The sequence below is a fragment of the Allokutzneria oryzae genome (assembly GCF_042429765.1).
Taxonomy (GTDB): Bacteria; Actinomycetota; Actinomycetes; order Mycobacteriales; family Pseudonocardiaceae; genus Allokutzneria; species Allokutzneria oryzae.
The window spans coordinates 122,987-139,008 of the sequence record NZ_JBHLZU010000020.1; the positions used below are offsets into that span (position 1 = coordinate 122,987).

Annotated in this window: 12 protein-coding genes; 6 read left to right on the top strand and 6 right to left on the bottom strand. The window is 71.0% G+C overall.

The features are described from left to right. The first annotated feature begins 17 nt into the window (after positions 1 to 17). The 4 genes from mfd to ACFFQA_RS25000 all read left to right on the top strand — a co-directional run bounded on the left by mfd (position 18) and on the right by ACFFQA_RS25000 (position 8,875). Entirely contained in the window at positions 18 to 3,581 is a 3,564-nt protein-coding gene (gene mfd / locus ACFFQA_RS24985; RefSeq protein ID WP_377856910.1) for a transcription-repair coupling factor, read from the top strand. 53 nt (positions 3,582 to 3,634) lie between these two features. After that, positions 3,635 to 4,633 (top strand): SurA N-terminal domain-containing protein, encoded by a 999-nt coding sequence (locus ACFFQA_RS24990; protein ID WP_377856913.1) that lies wholly within the window; start codon positions 3,635 to 3,637, stop codon positions 4,631 to 4,633. Beyond that, entirely contained in the window at positions 4,630 to 5,610 is a 981-nt protein-coding gene (locus ACFFQA_RS24995; RefSeq protein WP_377856915.1) for a nucleoside triphosphate pyrophosphohydrolase, read from the top strand. Before ACFFQA_RS24990 ends, ACFFQA_RS24995 begins: the two co-directional genes overlap by 4 nt. 64 nt (positions 5,611 to 5,674) lie before the next feature. Further along, the gene (locus ACFFQA_RS25000) at positions 5,675 to 8,875 is read left to right on the top strand and encodes a S41 family peptidase (RefSeq protein WP_377856918.1); all 3,201 of its coding nucleotides are present in this window, start codon (positions 5,675 to 5,677) and stop codon (positions 8,873 to 8,875) included. A gap of 125 nt (positions 8,876 to 9,000) precedes the next feature. Here ACFFQA_RS25000 and ACFFQA_RS25005 read toward each other — a convergent pair whose 3' ends face one another. The 5 genes from ACFFQA_RS25005 to ACFFQA_RS25025 are packed head-to-tail and all read right to left on the bottom strand — an operon-like array spanning position 9,001 to position 13,294. After that, entirely contained in the window at positions 9,001 to 9,564 is a 564-nt protein-coding gene (locus ACFFQA_RS25005) for a hypothetical protein (RefSeq protein ID WP_377856921.1), read from the bottom strand. Beyond that, positions 9,561 to 10,787, bottom strand: coding sequence for an NAD(P)/FAD-dependent oxidoreductase (locus ACFFQA_RS25010; protein ID WP_377856924.1), 1,227 nt, complete (start codon positions 10,785 to 10,787; stop codon positions 9,561 to 9,563). Before ACFFQA_RS25010 ends, ACFFQA_RS25005 begins: the two co-directional genes overlap by 4 nt. Further along, positions 10,784 to 11,587: a 4Fe-4S domain-containing protein gene (locus ACFFQA_RS25015; RefSeq protein ID WP_377856927.1), complete on the bottom strand. Its 804-nt coding sequence runs from the start codon at positions 11,585 to 11,587 to the stop codon at positions 10,784 to 10,786. The genes ACFFQA_RS25010 and ACFFQA_RS25015 overlap by 4 nt, the downstream gene beginning before the upstream one ends. A gap of 44 nt (positions 11,588 to 11,631) precedes the next feature. Beyond that, positions 11,632 to 12,624, bottom strand: a complete 993-nt coding sequence (locus ACFFQA_RS25020; RefSeq protein ID WP_377856939.1) for a DUF1996 domain-containing protein — start codon at positions 12,622 to 12,624, stop codon at positions 11,632 to 11,634. Position 12,625: 1 nt separating this feature from the next. Then, the gene (locus ACFFQA_RS25025) at positions 12,626 to 13,294 is read right to left on the bottom strand and encodes a DUF4142 domain-containing protein (RefSeq protein ID WP_377856941.1); all 669 of its coding nucleotides are present in this window, start codon (positions 13,292 to 13,294) and stop codon (positions 12,626 to 12,628) included. Between the two features lie 532 nt (positions 13,295 to 13,826). On the opposite strand from ACFFQA_RS25025, the gene ACFFQA_RS25030 reads away from it, so the two are divergent. Beyond that, positions 13,827 to 14,306: a sigma-70 family RNA polymerase sigma factor gene (locus ACFFQA_RS25030; RefSeq protein WP_377857684.1), complete on the top strand. Its 480-nt coding sequence runs from the start codon at positions 13,827 to 13,829 to the stop codon at positions 14,304 to 14,306. A 55-nt stretch (positions 14,307 to 14,361) separates the two neighbouring features. Further along, entirely contained in the window at positions 14,362 to 14,949 is a 588-nt protein-coding gene (locus tag ACFFQA_RS25035; RefSeq protein ID WP_377856944.1) for a hypothetical protein, read from the top strand. An 87-nt stretch (positions 14,950 to 15,036) separates the two neighbouring features. On the opposite strand, the gene pip is transcribed toward ACFFQA_RS25035, so the two are convergent. Then, positions 15,037 to 15,996 carry a prolyl aminopeptidase gene (gene pip / locus ACFFQA_RS25040; protein ID WP_377856946.1) on the bottom strand — a complete coding sequence of 320 codons (960 nt, stop codon included), beginning with the start codon at positions 15,994 to 15,996 and terminating at the stop codon, positions 15,037 to 15,039. Positions 15,997 to 16,022: the final 26 nt, after the last annotated feature.

Here is a 16,022-nt window from a genome sequence, read left to right on the forward strand (position 1 = left end):
GTGAAGGGAACGTCACGATGGCGGCATCGTTGTCCGGCCTGCTCAGCTCCCTCGGCCGGGCGGAGGCGCTGCGCTCGGTGGCCGAGGCCGCCGGGACCACCTCGATGGAGCTGGAGGGGCCGCCGGCTGCCAGGGCGCTGGTCGCCGCCACGCTCGCCGCGAACAGCACCGTGCTGGTGGTCACCGCGACCGGGCGGGAGGCCGACGAGCTGACCGTGACCCTCGGCGACCTGCTCGGCCAGGACGTGGTGGTGTCGCTGCCGTCGTGGGAGACGTTGCCGCACGAGCGGCTGTCCCCGCGCGCGGACACGGTCGGCAAGCGGCTGACCGTGCTCCGCCGCCTCGCCCACCCCGAGGAGGGGGCGCCGGTCAAGGTCGTGGTCTCGACCGTGCGCAGCCTGATCCAGCCGATGGCGCCCGGCCTCGGCGAGCTGGAGCCGGTGCGACTGCGCGTCGGTGCCGAGCACGACTTCGCCGAGCTGGTCGAACGGCTCGTCGACCTCGCGTACGCGCGCGTCGACCTGGTCGAGAAGCGCGGCGAGTTCGCCGTGCGCGGCGGCATCCTCGACATCTTCCCGCCGACCGCGGAGCACCCGGTGCGCGTGGAGTTCTGGGGCGACGAGGTCTCCGAGATCCGCGCGTTCTCCGTCGCCGACCAGCGGTCGCTGCCCGACGAGCTGGCCGAGCTGCACGCGCCCCCGTGCCGCGAGCTGCTGCTGACCGCGCCGGTCCGCGAGCGCGCCGCGAAGCTCGCCGAGCTGCACGCCGGCGACGCGCACCTGGCGGAGATGCTGACCAAGCTCGCCCAGGGCATCCCGTGCGAGGGCATGGAGGCGCTGATCCCGGCGCTGCTGCCCGGCGAGCTCCAGCTGCTCACCGACGTGGTCCCCGAGGGCACGCACGTGCTGCTCGCCGATCCGGAGAAGATCCGCACCCGCGCGCACGACCTCGTGCGCACCGGCCAGGAGTTCCTTGAGGCGTCGTGGATGGCGGCCGCCGGTGGCGGCTCGGCGCCGATCGACCTCGGCGCGACGGCCTACCGCTCGCTCGGCGAGATCGCCGACCACGCCCGCGCCAGCGGCCGTCCGTGGTGGACGCTGAGCCAGTTCACCTCCGGCCCCGTGACCGGTGCCGTGCAGCTGCCCCTGAAGCCGGTCGACGCCTATCACGGCGAGCTCGAACGCGCCTTCTCCGACCTGCGCGCGCACACCGCTGCCGGGGGAGCGGGCGTGCTCGTGGTGCCGGGCGCAGGTACCGCGCAGCGCGCGTGCGAGCAGCTGCGCGAGGCCGACGTTCCGGCCGTGCACGCCCAGGACGGGCTCACCGAGGCGCCGGCGGCCGGGGTGGTCACCGTGGTCTGCGGCGGCATGGAGGACGGGTTCTCCGCGCCGGACGTGGCACTGGTGGTGCTCACCGAGACCGACCTCACCGGCGGTCGCGGTGGAACGTCCACAAAGGACATGCGGCGGATGCCGTCCAAGCGCCGCAACGCCGTCGACCCGCTCGCGCTCAAGACCGGCGACTACGTGGTGCACGAGCAGCACGGCATCGGCCGCTACATCGAGATGGTCCAGCGCACCGTGGCCGGGGCGACCCGGGAGTACCTGGTCCTGGAGTACGCCTCCAGCAAACGAGGCCAGCCCGGTGACCGCCTGTTCGTGCCGACCGACCAGCTCGACGAGGTCTCCCGCTACGTCGGCGGTGAGCTGCCCACGCTGAACAAGCTCGGCGGGGCGGACTGGAAGAACACCAAGGCCAAGGCGCGCAAGGCGGTCAAGCAGATCGCGGCCGAGCTGGTGCAGCTCTACGCGGCCCGGCAGTCCGCGCCCGGCCACGCCTTCGGCAAGGACACGCCGTGGCAGCGCGAGCTGGAGGACGCCTTCGCCTACGTCGAGACCGCCGACCAGATGGGCGCGATCGAGGAGGTCAAGGCGGACATGGAGAAGGCGGTCCCGATGGACCGCGTGATCTGTGGCGACGTCGGCTACGGCAAGACCGAGATCGCGGTGCGCGCGGCCTTCAAGGCGGTGCAGGACGGCAAGCAGGTCGTCGTGCTGGTGCCGACCACGCTGCTGGCGCAGCAGCACCTCAACACCTTCACCGAGCGGATGCGCGCTTTCCCCGTGGTGGTCAAGGGGCTGTCCCGGTTCACCGACCCGGCCGAGGCCGAGCAGGTCGTCGCGGGGCTGGCCGACGGCGACGTGGACGTGGTGATCGGCACGCACCGGCTGCTGCAGACCGGCCTGCGCTACAAGGACCTCGGCCTGGTGATCGTGGACGAGGAGCAGCGCTTCGGCGTCGAGCACAAGGAGCACATCAAGGCGCTGCGCACGCACGTCGACGTGCTGACCATGTCGGCGACGCCGATCCCGCGCACGCTGGAGATGAGCCTGGCGGGCATCCGCGAGATGTCGACCATCCTCACCCCGCCGGAGGAGCGGCATCCCGTGCTGACCTACGTCGGCGCCTACGACGACAAGCAGGTCGCCGCCGCGATCCGCCGCGAGCTGCTGCGCGACGGCCAGGTCTTCTTCGTGCACAACAGGGTCAGCTCGATCGAGAAGGCCGCGCGCCGGATCCGCGAGCTGGTGCCGGAGGCCCGCGTGGTCACCGCGCACGGCCAGATGAACGAGGATCGGCTGGAAAAGATCATCGAGGGCTTCTGGGAGAACGAGTACGACGTCCTGGTCTGCACCACGATCGTCGAGACCGGCCTGGACATCTCCAACGCCAACACGCTGATCGTGGAGCGCGGCGACATGCTCGGCCTGTCCCAGCTGCACCAGCTGCGCGGCCGCGTCGGCCGTGGCCGCGAGCGCGGCTACGCGTACTTCCTCTACCCGCCGGAGAAGCCGCTGACCGAGCAGGCGCACGACCGGCTGGCGACGATCGCGCAGAACTCCGAGCTCGGCGCGGGCATGGCCGTGGCGATGAAGGACCTGGAGATCCGCGGCGCTGGCAACATCCTGGGTGCCGAGCAGTCCGGGCACATCGCCGGAGTCGGCTTCGACCTCTACGTGCGGCTCGTCGGCGAGGCCGTCGAGGCCTTCCGCAAGCACGCGGGCGCCGGGCCGGGCGAGGAGGACGAGGAGCTGGCCGACGTCCGGGTCGAGCTGCCCGTGGACGCGCACATCCCGCACGACTACGTGCCGGGGGAGCGGCTGCGGCTGGAGGCCTACCGCAAGATCGCCGCCGCCGGGGACGACGCCGCGCTGGAGGCGGTGCGCGAGGAGCTCACCGACCGCTACGGCCAGCTGCCCAAGCCGGTCGAGCACCTGCTCGCGGTCGCCGCATTCCGCAGCGTCTGCCGCAGGCACGGCATCACCGAGGTCGCGGTGCAGGGCAGCACCGTGCGCTTCGCCCCGATGGACCTGCGCGACTCGCAGACGGTCCGGCTCAAGCGGCTCTACCCCAAGGCCGTGCACAAGGCGGCCGTGAAGACCGTGTCGCTGCCCCGGCCGACCGAGGGCGCCGCGGGCGGCCGGATCGGCGCGCCGCTGCTGCGGGACCGTGAGCTGCTGGACTGGTGCGCGAAGTTCCTGGACTCCCTGTCGGCGACTCCGCAGCCGGCAGGCGTGTGAGCAGCGACTATTCGATGCTTGGCCAACCCGTGGACACCACGGTGGCCCCGATCGTGAGAAGGTACGACACCGTGAAGGCCATCAGCCGTTCCTCTCGTCTGGTCGCCGCGCTGGCGGCCACCACCGGTCTCCTGCTCGCCGGGTGCAGCACCGGAGCCGGGCAGCCCAACGCCGCCGTGATCATCGGCGACAAGGTCATCCCGGTCTCCGACGTGCAGCACAAGCTGGACGCGGGCGTCGCGGTGCGCGCCGACTACCAGCAGCTGCGCGACCAGCACAAGCTCGACCAGGCCGGTAGGGCCATCCTGAGCGTGCTGATCCGCCAGGAGCTCGCCGGGCGGCTCGCGCAGCGCGAGGGCGTCCCGGTCAGCGACAGCGCCGTCGACGCGGTGATGGCCAGGATCGGCGGCACCGTGCCCGACGACGCGTTCCCCGCCTACGACCTCCAGGGCGTGCGCGACCTGGTGCGCTCCCAGCTGGAGGCGGAGGCCGTCGGCAAGAAGTACGCCACCCGCACGGCGGTGACCTTCGACGCCGTCTTCGCGACCACCCGCGCCGAGGCGATGGCCAAGGCCAAGCAGATGGCCAAGGGCGAAGAGGCGATCCGGCAGCTGGTCAAGGACGAGACGGCCAAGAAGCAGCAGGCCACCCTCGGCACCACGCTGAACTTCGCGCAGGCCAAGGCGAGCTACGCCGTGAGCCCGCTGTTCGGCACGGCCGCAGGCACCATCGTCGCCTTCCCGGTCGCCGACGACTCCGGGCAGCTGGAGCAGCAGACCACGCCGACCTCGCAGTGGATGGTCGCCCACGTGCGCAGCCGGAACACCGGCGCGCCCGCCCCGGCCAACCCGGCGGGCGGGCAGCAGACCCCCGAGGGCATGTCGCAGCTCTACGTTCCGCTCGGCCTGAGCATGATCTCGATGCTCGGCGACGAGCTCGGCATGCAGGTCAACCCGCGCTACGGCGTGTGGGACCTGGTGAAGACCCAGCTCGTGCCGAGCACCGGGGAGAAGGCCGCCTTCCAGATCAAGGCGGGCACGACCGCGTCGTGACGTCCTCGCTCGCCGCGGGCTGCGCGGTCGTCCTGCTCAGCCCGCGCCTCGGTCCCGTTCTGCCCGCCGCGGCGCTGCCCGCGCTGCGTGCGGCGACGGCGGTCTACGCCGTCCCCGGCGCGCCGGAGGAGGTGGCGGCCGATCCGGCTCCGGACACCCCGGAGCTGCTTCGCCTCGCCGCCGCCGCACCGGTGGTGCTCGTCGCGACCGCGCTGACCGATCCGGCCGCCGCCGCGTTGCACGAGGCGGGCGCCCCGGTGATCGGCACGCCGGAGCCCGCGGGCGCTGCCCTGGTGGAGGCGGCCGCGGTCATGGACCGGCTGCGCTCTCCTGGCGGATGCCCGTGGGACGCGAAGCAGACCCACGACTCGCTGCGGCAGTACCTGGTCGAGGAGACCTACGAGCTGCTGGAGGCGATCGAGGACGGCGACCGGCAGGCGCTGCGCGAAGAGCTGGGCGACGTGCTGTTGCAGGTGCTCTTCCACGCCCGCGTCGCCGCCGAGGACGAGGCCGACCCGTTCTCCGTCGACGAGGTGGCCGGTGACCTCGTCGCCAAGCTCGTCGGACGGCATCCGCACGTCTTCGCCGGTGGCGACCCCGCCGTGCGCGACGCGGAGACGCAGGAGCTGCGCTGGGAGGAGCTGAAGCAGGTCGAGAAGCGCCGCGAGTCCACTGTGGACGGCGTGGCGCTCGGGCAGCCCGCGGTGGCGCTCGCGGCCAAGCTCGCCCAGCGCACCGCGCGCGCGGGCTTCCCGGCCGACCTGCTGCCGGACGGCGACGGCACCGGGGCGACGCTGTTCGTGGTCACCGCGCTGGCGAAGCTGGCCGGTGAGGACCCGGAGAACGAGCTGCGCGTGGTCGCCCGCCGCTACGCCGAGGACGTGCGCACGGCGGAGCGCGCCGCCAAGGCCGCCGGGCTGGACCCGGCGACCATGGGACCCGAGGCGTGGCGCACCCACTGGCCCCGTTCCGGTTGAAGTGTGAATACGACGAAGGTCCGTTCACGACCGGGTAACGGGGACAGCGACTAACGTCGGGTCGGTGACAGATGGGTACTTGCGCTTTCCGCACGTGCACGACGATCTGGTGACCTTCGTCGCCGAGGACGACGTCTGGCTGGCCCCGCTCGACGGCGGCCGAGCATGGCGGGTCACCGCGGACGGCGTTCCCGCGGCCAACCCGCGCTTCTCGCCCGACGGTGAACGGCTCGCGTGGTCCTCCCGCCTCAACGGTGCTCCCGAGGTCCACGTCGTCCCGGTCGAGGGCGGGCTCGGCACGCGGTTGACCTACTGGGGCGACCTCAAGGCCACCGTCCTCGGCTGGACCTCCGGCGGCGACATCCTGGCGATCAGCGCCGCCGGTCAGCAGAGCGTCCGGCACACCTGGGCACGCGCCGTGCCGGTGGCGGGCGGACCCGACACGCCGCTGCCCTACGGGCCGGTCAGCGGGATCGCCTTCGCCGACGACGGCGCCGTGGTGCTCAGCTCGGCGGCCAACCCGGAGCCCGCGTGGTGGAAGCGCTACCGCGGTGGCACCGCGGGCAAGCTCTGGGTGGACGCGGACGGCGACGGCGAGTTCGGGCGTATCCTGCCCGAGCTGAAGTCCTCGCTGGTCGGTCCGATGTGGGTGGCGGGCCGGATCGTCTTCGTCTCCGACCACGAGGGCGTCGGCAACCTCTACTCCTGTGCGCCGGACGGCTCCGACCTGCGGCGGCACACCTCGCACGAGGACTTCTTCGCCCGGCACGCCAGCACGGACGGCTCGCGGGTGGTCTACCAGAGCGGCGGCTCGCTGTGGCTGCTCGACGACCTGGACGCGGAGCCCAGGAAGCTGGACGTGCGGCTGACCGGTCCGCGCCGGTTCCGCCAGCCTTCGCCGGTGCCCGCGGGCAAGCACCTGGGCGCGGCCGTGCCGGACCGCACCGGCCGCGCGAGCGCGGTCGAGGTTCGCGGCACCGTGCACTGGCTGACCCACCGCGACGGGCCGGTGCGCACCCTGGCGGCGGAGCCCGGCGTGCGTGCGCGGCTGCCGCTGCCGCTCGGCGAGGACCGGGTGGTGTGGGTGACCGACGCCGACGGCGAGGACGCGCTGGAGATCAGCCCCACCGTGGGCCGGACCGCGGGCGTGACCCCGCGCAGGCTGGCGACCGGGCAGCTCGGCAGGGTGCTGGAGCTCGCGGCGGCGCCGGACGGCCGGACGATCGCCGTCACCACGCACGACCGGCGGCTGGTCCTGGTCGACGTGGACAGCGGCGAGCTGCGCGAGCTGGTCTCCGGCGTGGAGAGCGACCCGGACGACGCGGTGTTCTCCCCGGACTCCGAGTGGGTCGCGTGGTCCCACCCGGGGCCGTACCCGCTGCGCCAGATCAGGATGGCCAGGGTGGACGATCTGTCCACTGTGGACGTAACGCCGCTGCGGTTCGTGGACTACTCCCCGGCGTTCACCGTGGACGGCAAGCACCTCGCGTTCCTGTCCAAGCGGGCATTCGACCCGATCTACGACGAGCACGTCTTCGACATGTCCTTCGCCAACGGCGGCCGGCCGTACCTGGTCCCGCTCGCGGCCACCACGCGCTCGCCGTTCGGGCCGCAGCTGGAGGGGCGCCCGTTCACCCCGGACTCCGACGACGACTCCGACCGCAAGAACAAGGACGACAGCTCCGTCACGGTCGCGGTTGACCTCGACGGGCTGGCGAGCCGCGTCGTCGGCGTCCCGGTGGCGAACGGCCGCTACTACGCGCTGCGCGCCGCCGAGGGCGGTCTGCTGTGGATGCGCGACCCGATCAGCGGAGTCCTCGACGAGGACGGCGCGAGCGGTGTCGACGCCCAGCCCACGCTGCTGGAGTACTACGACCTGGAGAAGCGCTCCGGGGAGGTGCTCGTCGAGGACCTCGACGGCTACCGGGTCAGCGGCGACGGCAAGCGGATCGTGGTCCGCGACGGCGGCAGCCTCCGCGTGCTGCCCGCCGACCGCAAGGTGAAGTCCAACGGCGACGCGGGCGACGACGAGATCGACATCGACCTCTCGCGGGTGCGCGTTGTCGTCGATCCCGGCGCGGAGTGGCGGCAGGCCTTCCACGAGAACGGCCGCCTGATGCGGGACCACTTCTGGCGCGAGGACCTCAGCGGCGTCGACTGGGCCGGGGTGCTCGCCAGGTACGAACCGCTGCTGGACCGCCTCGGCAGCCACAGCGACTTCGTCGACCTGCTGTGGGAGGTCCAGGCCGAGCTCGGCACCTCGCACGCCTACGTCGCGCCGCCCGCCCGGCCCGGTGACTCGGCGCGGCGGATCGGTCTGCTGGGCGCGGACATCGCCCGTGACGAGGCCGGGGTGTGGCGGGTCCGCAGGGTCCTGCCCGGCGAGTCCTCCGTGCCCGACGCGCGCTCCCCGCTGGCCGCCCCCGGGGTCGGCATCCGCGAGGGCGACGCGCTGCTCGCGGTGAACGGCCGGGCGGTGGACACCGAGACCGGACCGGGGCCGCTGCTGGTCGGCACGGTCGACAAGGCGGTCGAGCTGACCGTGGGCCCGCGCGACGGCGGCGAGTCGCGGCGGGTGGTCGTCGTGCCGCTCGCCTCCGAGGACGCGCTGCGCTACCAGGCGTGGGTCGCCGACCGCAGGGCCTACGTGGAGCGGGTCGGCGAGGGCCGGGTCGGTTACCTGCACGTGCCGGACATGATGGGCCCCGGCTGGGCGGAGCTGCACCGCGACCTGCGGGTGGAGATGGCCCGCGAGGCGGTCGTGGCCGACGTCCGGGAGAACCGGGGCGGTCACCTGTCCCAGCTGGTGGTGGAGAAGCTCGCCAGGCGCGTGGTCGGCTGGCAGGTCGGGCGCGACGGCTACCGCGCGCACACCTACCCCTCCGACGCCCCGCGCGGTCCGGTCGTGGTGGTGGCCAACGAGTTCTCCGGATCCGACGGCGACATCGTCAACGGCGCGGCCAAGGCGATGGGCATCGGCCCGGTCGTCGGCGTCCGCACCTGGGGCGGCACCGTCGGCATCGACTCCCGGTACCGCCTGGTCGACGGCACCCTGGTCACGCAGCCGCGCTACGCCACCTGGATCGAAGGCGTGGGCTGGGGCATGGAGAACCACGGCGTCGACCCGGACGTCGAGGTGGTGATGACGCCGCAGGACTGGGTCAACGACCGGGACCCGCAGCTGGACACCGCGATCCGCCTCGCACTGGAGAGCCTCGCGGAGAAACCAGCCGCGACGCTCCCGGAGCTCCCGCCGCTGGGCTGAACCACCGGATCCGGTAACCGCTGGAGCGGCGGTCGGGACGGGGCATTCGGCCGCGCGTCCCGCCCGCCGCTCTACGGGCCCCGGTCAGTGCAGGGGAAGCCGGGGCAGCTGTGTGGTCCTTCGGATCAGTAGCCGCTGCTCGGGGTCGTCGTGGTGGTGGGAATGCAGCTGAGGTTCTTCGTCCCGTCAGGAGCCACGACGAACCACGTGCCACCGACGCCCTGGCCCTTCCACTGCCCGGGCTTGGCGTCGCCCGAGAAGCGGTAGAGCGGCCAGCCCGCGAGGGTCACCTGCTTGGTCCCGTCGGAGCGGGTGACGGTGCCGACGAGCTGGCTGTCCGCTCCCTCGATGCTCGGGATGCCCTCGGTGAGCACCGGTGGCCACCGCTGGGCGCAGTCGCCGTCGCAGTTCGACTTCGAGGGTTTCGCGGAGTCCTTGTCGAAGCGGTAGAGGACGGCGCCCTTCGCGTCGGTCACCGCCTTGCCCATCTTCGCGAGCGTGGTGGCGCGGAGCTTCGTTCCCGGCGAGTTCGCCTCAGCGGCGAGGGCTGGGGCCTGCACGGTTCGCGCGGGGAGCTGGGCGACCACGTCGGTGGTCCTCGGCGACTCCTCGGCGGAACCGAGCCATGCGACACCTCCTGCCGCCAACAGTCCGGCGGCCGCCGCGATCGCGATCGTGTTGTACCTCATTGCTTCTGTCTCCTTCTCACATCGACGTTCTGCGTTGGTTTCGTTGCCGGAGCCTGCTTTTCCAGCTCCTTGGTCCACGCGAGCACCGCCGCCGGGTTGTTGACGCCGACGACGCCCATCAGGCGTCCTTCGCGCACGTGGCCGGTGACGCCCCGATGGCCGCCGACCGGAGGGCTGAGCATCACGGTGTCCGTGCCCAGCTTCGGAATGCCCGCCGCCTGGATGCGCAGCCCGTGCTGCTCCGACCAGAAGCGCGGCACGGGAGTGAACGGGCGTGCGTCCTGCTTGCCCGCCAACAGGTTCTCCGCCGCGGCCCGCCCCATCTCCACGGCGTTGATCCAGTGCTCCACCCGCCTCGGCGTGGTGTCGAAGCGCAGGTTGGGCCAGCGCGCGACATCTCCTGCCGCCACGACGTCCTCCGCGCCGATCACGTGGCAGCCCGGGTCGCAGAGCACACCGTCCTCCAGCACCAGGCCGGAACCGCGCAGCCAGCTGACGCACGGCACGGATCCGGCCGCGACCACGACGCACGAGGCGTTGATGACCTTGCCGGTGGACAGGTAGACGCCCAGACCGTCCACTTGGGACGACCAGTGCTGCACCGTCGCTCCGAAGGCCACGTCGACGCCCCGGGAGCGGTGCACGTCGGTCAGCCGCTTGCCGAGCTCCTGGCCGAGCGCGGCACCGAGCAGGGGAGCTGACCTGGCGACGACAGTGACTTCGCGGTTGAGCTCGCGCATGCTCGACGCGATCTCACAGCCGGTGAAGCCGCCGCCGATCACCACCACCGGCCCCCTGCCGGTGGCGATCCCGCGTTGCAGCGCGAGCGCGTCGGGCAGCGTCCGCATCACGGTCACCCGCGGGTCGCCGTGCGGGATGCCTGCCAACCGCTTCGCCTCGACCCCGGTGGCGATGACCAGTCCGTCGTAGCGGACCTCCTCGCCGCCCGGCAGTTCGACGACCCGGCGCTTCGGGTTCAGCGCGCGCACCGTGGTCCCGAGCCGCCAGACCACGTCCAGCACCCCGTAGGCGGCGAGGCGCACATCGCTCGGCACACCGCCGACCAACAGCTGCTTGCACAACGCCGGCCGGTGGTAGGGCCAGTGCCGCTCCGCGCCGATCATCATGATCTCACCGCAGAAACCCAGTTCCCGCAAGCGTTCCGCGGCTCGCAGCGCCGCGACGCCAGTGCCCACCACCACGATCCGCTCCGCCCGGTTCACCGCTGCGCCCCTCGGAGCTCGATCGCCTGCATCGGGCACGCACGCGCCGCCGCCTGGGCTTTGTCCGCCTGCTCGGGGCCGGGGTTGCGGTTGTAGCGCAGACGCCCGTCCGCGACGAGCTCGAAGAGCTCCGGTGCTTCGGCGTGGCAGATCCCGTAGCGGCGGCAGCGCTGGTTGTCCACACTGACCCGGACCCGCCCGGAGGAGGTCGGCGCCGTCGCACCCGCAGCGGGGGAGCTGCCGATGAGTCCTATTCGGACAAGCCGGTCCGGTGGCAGAAAACGCAGCACTGTCAATATGATCACCGGAACCAGCGCCGTCGATCCGATGAGCCACACCGTTGCCAGGTGACCGTTGGCGAGCGCGCCGAGCCACGAGTGCACGACTCCGAGGCCGACCGCGATGTAGGCCAGCTGGTGGAACCACAACCAGTTGCGGTACATCACCCATCGCCGCAGTCCGGCGGTGAGCGCGACGGCGGCCATCAGTTCGAGCGCGATGATGCCGAGCGCGTGACGCGGGGTCGCACCACCGGCGACCGGGATGGTGAGCTGGAACAGGCCGAACGCGTCCTCGTCGAGCAACAGGAACGCGACGGCGTGCGTGGTTCCTGCCGCGATCGTGCCCGCTGCCAGCATGAGGTGGCCGCCGCGCACGGCCTGGTGCCCGGTCAGCCTGCGCACCCAGCCGGTCGCGGTCAGGACTCCCCAGCACAGGGTGAAGCACATCAGTACGTAGGTCACTCGTGCCGACAGCGCGGCCATCTCGCGGACTCCGAGGTCGTGTGCCGAGACGGCCACCGAAAAAGTGTTGGCAGGCATGGGTTGTGCGGCCTCCGGGGCAGCTACTCGCAGTTCTGGCCTTCGTTGATGCAGGCGACTACTCGATCCATCAGTCGCTCCGGCATCACGTTGGCGAAGTCGGCGTGGTCGGTGAGGGGGTTGTGCTCCTGCTCGGGGAAGCTGTCCACAGCGAAATCCGGCCGGGGCTCGACGTCGTAGGTCAGCGTCATGCGCAGCTGCGGGACCGGGACAGTCCTTCGTGGACACCCACCGGCGTCGTCGGGGAAGACCAGGTGGCTTCGGTGGTCCCTGCTGTCCAGGTTGCGGCCGTCCCAGCAGCTCGGGAAGTCCAGCACCCGCATCACCTGGCCGCCAGTGGTGCACAGCGGGTACTTCGTCGTGCGCTTTTCCCTTGTGGTTGTGCAGGTCCAGCTCGCGATGGCATTGGCACCGCCGTTGGTCGCCGCCTGGGCGTCACCGGTGATGGCGCGGAGGAACCTGGGCATCGCGGTGACCTCCTCCCTGGGGTTGCCGCGGAACTCCAGGCGGACCGAGCTGGGCAACAGGATCTTTCCGTCGTTGCCGTCGGCATCGCGCTGCCTGGTGCTCCTGGTGTTCACCTGCCGGAGCACGGGCCAGAAGTACGTGGACTGGTCTCCGTTGCCACAGGTGGTACCGGCGCGCTTGAGGCTCTGGTTGGTGGAGAAGGCGTCCGTGGAGAGGTTGCCGACGTAGTCGTGGAGGTGCTGCGCGCCGTTGCGCACGCCGGGTGTGACGATGAAGTTGTCCGGGTTGCGGTGCCCGTTCTCGTTTCGCCCGCACTCCGTGGTGAACGTGCCGGGAGAAGCGTTCCGTCGCTGCGGAGGCTCACGAAAGTTGTTCCGCACCTTGGTGATGTCGACGAAGTTGCGCGGATCGACCGGCTTGCCCTCGTCCGCTGACGCGCCCTCGATGCCGACCACGAGGCCGCCGACGGTGAGCGCCGTCGCCGCCACCGCGAGCAGCCGCACCGGTTTCGGCAGTCGATGCCGCGCTCGTGGCTGCTGTGCGTCCATCTCAACCTTCCGTTCTGCTGAGGCTTCTGAGCAGGCCCAGCGTGATACCCGCCGCTATGAGTCCTAATAGGACTGTGTAGAGCAGGTCAGGTGTGGACAGTGCGTTGTTCTTGACCACCGTGCTCCCCGCATTCGTCTGTGCGACAAGGGAGGTGGACTGCACGAGGCCGGTGCTCTCCGACAGGGTCATGTGCTGTAGCACTGTGGTCACCGCGCGTTGGGCGAGTGCCCGCACCACGTCGTTGCGAGTGCTCGCACGTACATCGGCCACAAGGCTGAAGACGGTTCCGTGCGCGGCGCGAATACGGTTGGCGAAGGTCCGGTCGTACTCGATGCCCGTCTTGGCGGTGATCTCGGCCATCCATGCCTGCTGTTCGGCGCTGGGCCGATCCGGCAGTGCGACGCCGAGCTGTTCCGCGACCTGGCGGACGGCCTCGTCCAGGGCCAGGTGGTCGTCGGCGATGTGCTTTCCGACGTCGCGCACAAGCTCCGAGCTTCCCCGCTCGGCGGCTTGCTGTCCCGTGGGAATCTCCCAGAGGCAGGCGAGGTGGACCTTCTCCACCATCTCGCGGTCGCTGGCCTCCAGCGGCTGCGTCTGCGCCTGCGCGTTCGCTGAGGCGATGACGGACAGGGACAGCCCGAGCAGCGCGGCCACGACCATCCTGCGCATCCCTCACGACCCGTGGCCGTCGGCGGAGCACATGTCGTTCCTGTCCGCTCCGGAGAGCGGCCGGGACGACAACGGCATTATCGCAGCTAAAGCCGTTGTGTCGCGCGCTAATGGGTCGGGTCCTTGGCGCATGGCAACAATTTCCCTTTCTTGCTGATTTCGGAGAATTTTGCTGGTGCCGCTGCGGTTAAGTACGTCTGCGCATGCCTGGATGGTTTTCGGATTGAGTATGACTTGGATCACAAAAGAAGGGTGAACCGTATGCTCCTGGGATACGTACCCGTGCCTTCACCTGGGCGAATCCCGGGTGGACGTGGTGGCATCAAGATCTTTGTGCTACCCATTTGCCTTGTCCTCGTAGGTGATCGGGGCACGCGCGAGGGACGTTTCCCAAGCTCACGGAAATCGCATGCCGGTTTTCGTGGTTCGATGTCCGGAGGTTGCGTGCTAGATGAAGGCTCTGAGCAGGGACTGTCGCACCGAGCCCAGGAGAATGAGCCCCTCGGAGGAGAGGGAGTACGACGACGAACTGATGGCGATGCTGTACGGGCGGTTCAAACCGGTGTTGCTCGCGCACGCGATGCAACTGACCAACCAGGACCGGCAGTGGTCCGAGGACGTGGTGCAGGAGACCCTCATCCGGGCGTGGCAGAACTCGACGAACCTGGTCCGGGAGCCGGGCATGCTGCGCGGCTGGCTGCTCACGGTGGCGCGGCGGATCGTCATCGACGGCTGGCGCAACCGCCGCGCGCGGCCGAAGGAGGTCGAGCTGACCGACTCCGACGTCGCGGAGGTGCGGGACGAGTCCGAGCGCTCGCTGTCCACCATGGTGATCGTCCAGGTGCTGGGGAAACTCTCCGCGGAGCACCGGGCGGCGGTCTACGAGACCTACGTGCGCGGCCGGACGGTCCGCGAGGCGGCCGAGGTGCTCGGCATCCCGGTCGGCACCGTGAAGTCCCGATTACACAAGGCGACCCGCATCATCCGCCGGGCCCTCCGAGACTGGGCATAGCGACGTGAGCACGGAGCCGGCACACGGTGATGTTGCCGCCTATGCCCTGGGAGCCTTGGACGACAAGGGAAACGACGCGTTCGAGGGTCACCTGACGCGCTGTGCCGCCTGCCAGCGCGAGGTTGTCGGAATCGTCCCCATCGCCGCGTTGCTGCGCCAGGCGGACAGGCTCGGCCTCTTCGCGCCACCGGCTCCCCGCGCCCGACGAGGTGTCGGGTTCCCCGTCGGCATCGCGGCGTGCGCGCTCCTGCTCGTCGTGGCCGCCCTGTTCGGCTCGGAACCGCCGATGAAGATCGGCGTACCCGAGGTGGTCACCAGCCCGGACTCCCTCGTCCAGCCTGTCGCGAAGGTCGGCGAGCGGCTTCTGACGGGCGAGAACCCGCGAACCTCGGCAGTGCTGCGTGTGACGACGCGCCTGGCCGACTGGGGCACGGAGGTCGACGTCGACGTCACCGGAGTCCAGGGCCCCTGCGAGCTCGTTGCCTACTCCGTGGCCAACGACCCCCAGGTGACCCTGGGCTGGACTGCGAGCGGCGCCCGGCAGTCCCAGCGCCTCAAGGGATCCGTGGGCCTGCACCCGGACGAGATCACGGGGTTCGGCGTGCGCGCCCCCGACGGAACCCTCCTCGTCACCACCCACTGACCCACCCGCCGCCAGCCATTCGCGGGCTTATGGACGTGCTGGAGTCCTCACAAGCGTCCATAAGCCCGCGAATGGCCATGAAACGGGTTAGGTGTGGGCGAAGCGGTCGAGGGCGGCGAAGAGGTGCTCGGTGGTGGTGGGGCTGCCCTTGTGGCCCCCGTCGTCGGCGATGTGGAGCTCCGCTCCTGGCCAGGCCGCCGCGAGGTCGTACGCCGTCTCCACCGGGCAGCTCATGTCCTGACGGCCGTGGATCAGCACACCCGGGATGTCCTTGAGGCGGTGGGCTTCGCGGATCAGCACGCCCTCCTCCAGCCAGCCCGCGTTCGCGTAGTAGTGGGTGATGATGCGGACCAGCGCGAGCATCGAGTCGGAGGGGCGGCCGAGGAACACGTTCGGCTTGCCCCCGGGCTCCATGCTGAGCACGGTGTCCTCCCACGCGCACCAGTCCGTCGCCGCCTTGGCGCGCACATCCGGGTCGGGGTCCTCCATCAGGCGGGCGTAGGCGGCGATGAGGTCTCCGTCGCGGTCGGCCTCCGGGACTCCGTCACGGAACCGCTCGTACGCCTCGGGGAAGAAGCGGCGGACGCCGCCGTAGAGCCACTCCAGCTCGTGGCGACGGGTGGTGCTCAGCGAGATCACCACGATCTCCGACACCCGCTCCGGGAACCGCTGGGCGTAGGCGAGTGCCAGCGTCGTCCCCCAGGAGCCGCCGTAGAGCAGCCAGCGCTCGACGCCGAGGTGTTCGCGCAGCTTCTCCATGTCCTGGATCAGGTGCTCGGTGGTGTTGACGCTCATGTCGGTCGCCGGATCGCTGGCGTGCGGCAGGCTTCGCCCGCATCCCCGCTGGTCGAACAGGACTATCCGGTAGCGCTCGGGGTCGAACGTCTTCCGCGGGCCCGCGGAGCACCCGGAGCCCGGTCCGCCGTGCAGGACGACGGCGGGCTTGCCGTCGGGGTTGCCGCAGGTCTCCCAGTAGACGAGGTTGCCGTCACCGACGTCGAGCATTCCGTGGTCGTAGGGCTCGATCGGTGGATAGGGCGCACCCATGGCATGGCTCCTTTTCGGGGGAGAAA

Bases quoted from the DNA above. Each gene is read 5' to 3' on its own strand.
- mfd (WP_377856910.1), top strand. From the start codon at position 18: ATGGCGGCATCGTTGTCCGGCCTGCTCAGCTCCCTCGGCCGGGCGGAG.
- ACFFQA_RS25020 (WP_377856939.1), bottom strand. From the start codon at position 12,624: ATGGACGCACAGCAGCCACGAGCGCGGCATCGACTGCCGAAACCGGTG.
- ACFFQA_RS25005 (WP_377856921.1), bottom strand. From the start codon at position 9,564: ATGAGGTACAACACGATCGCGATCGCGGCGGCCGCCGGACTGTTGGCG.
- ACFFQA_RS25030 (WP_377857684.1), top strand. From the start codon at position 13,827: ATGGCGATGCTGTACGGGCGGTTCAAACCGGTGTTGCTCGCGCACGCG.
- ACFFQA_RS25025 (WP_377856941.1), bottom strand. From the start codon at position 13,294: ATGCGCAGGATGGTCGTGGCCGCGCTGCTCGGGCTGTCCCTGTCCGTC.
- pip (WP_377856946.1), bottom strand. From the start codon at position 15,996: ATGGGTGCGCCCTATCCACCGATCGAGCCCTACGACCACGGAATGCTC.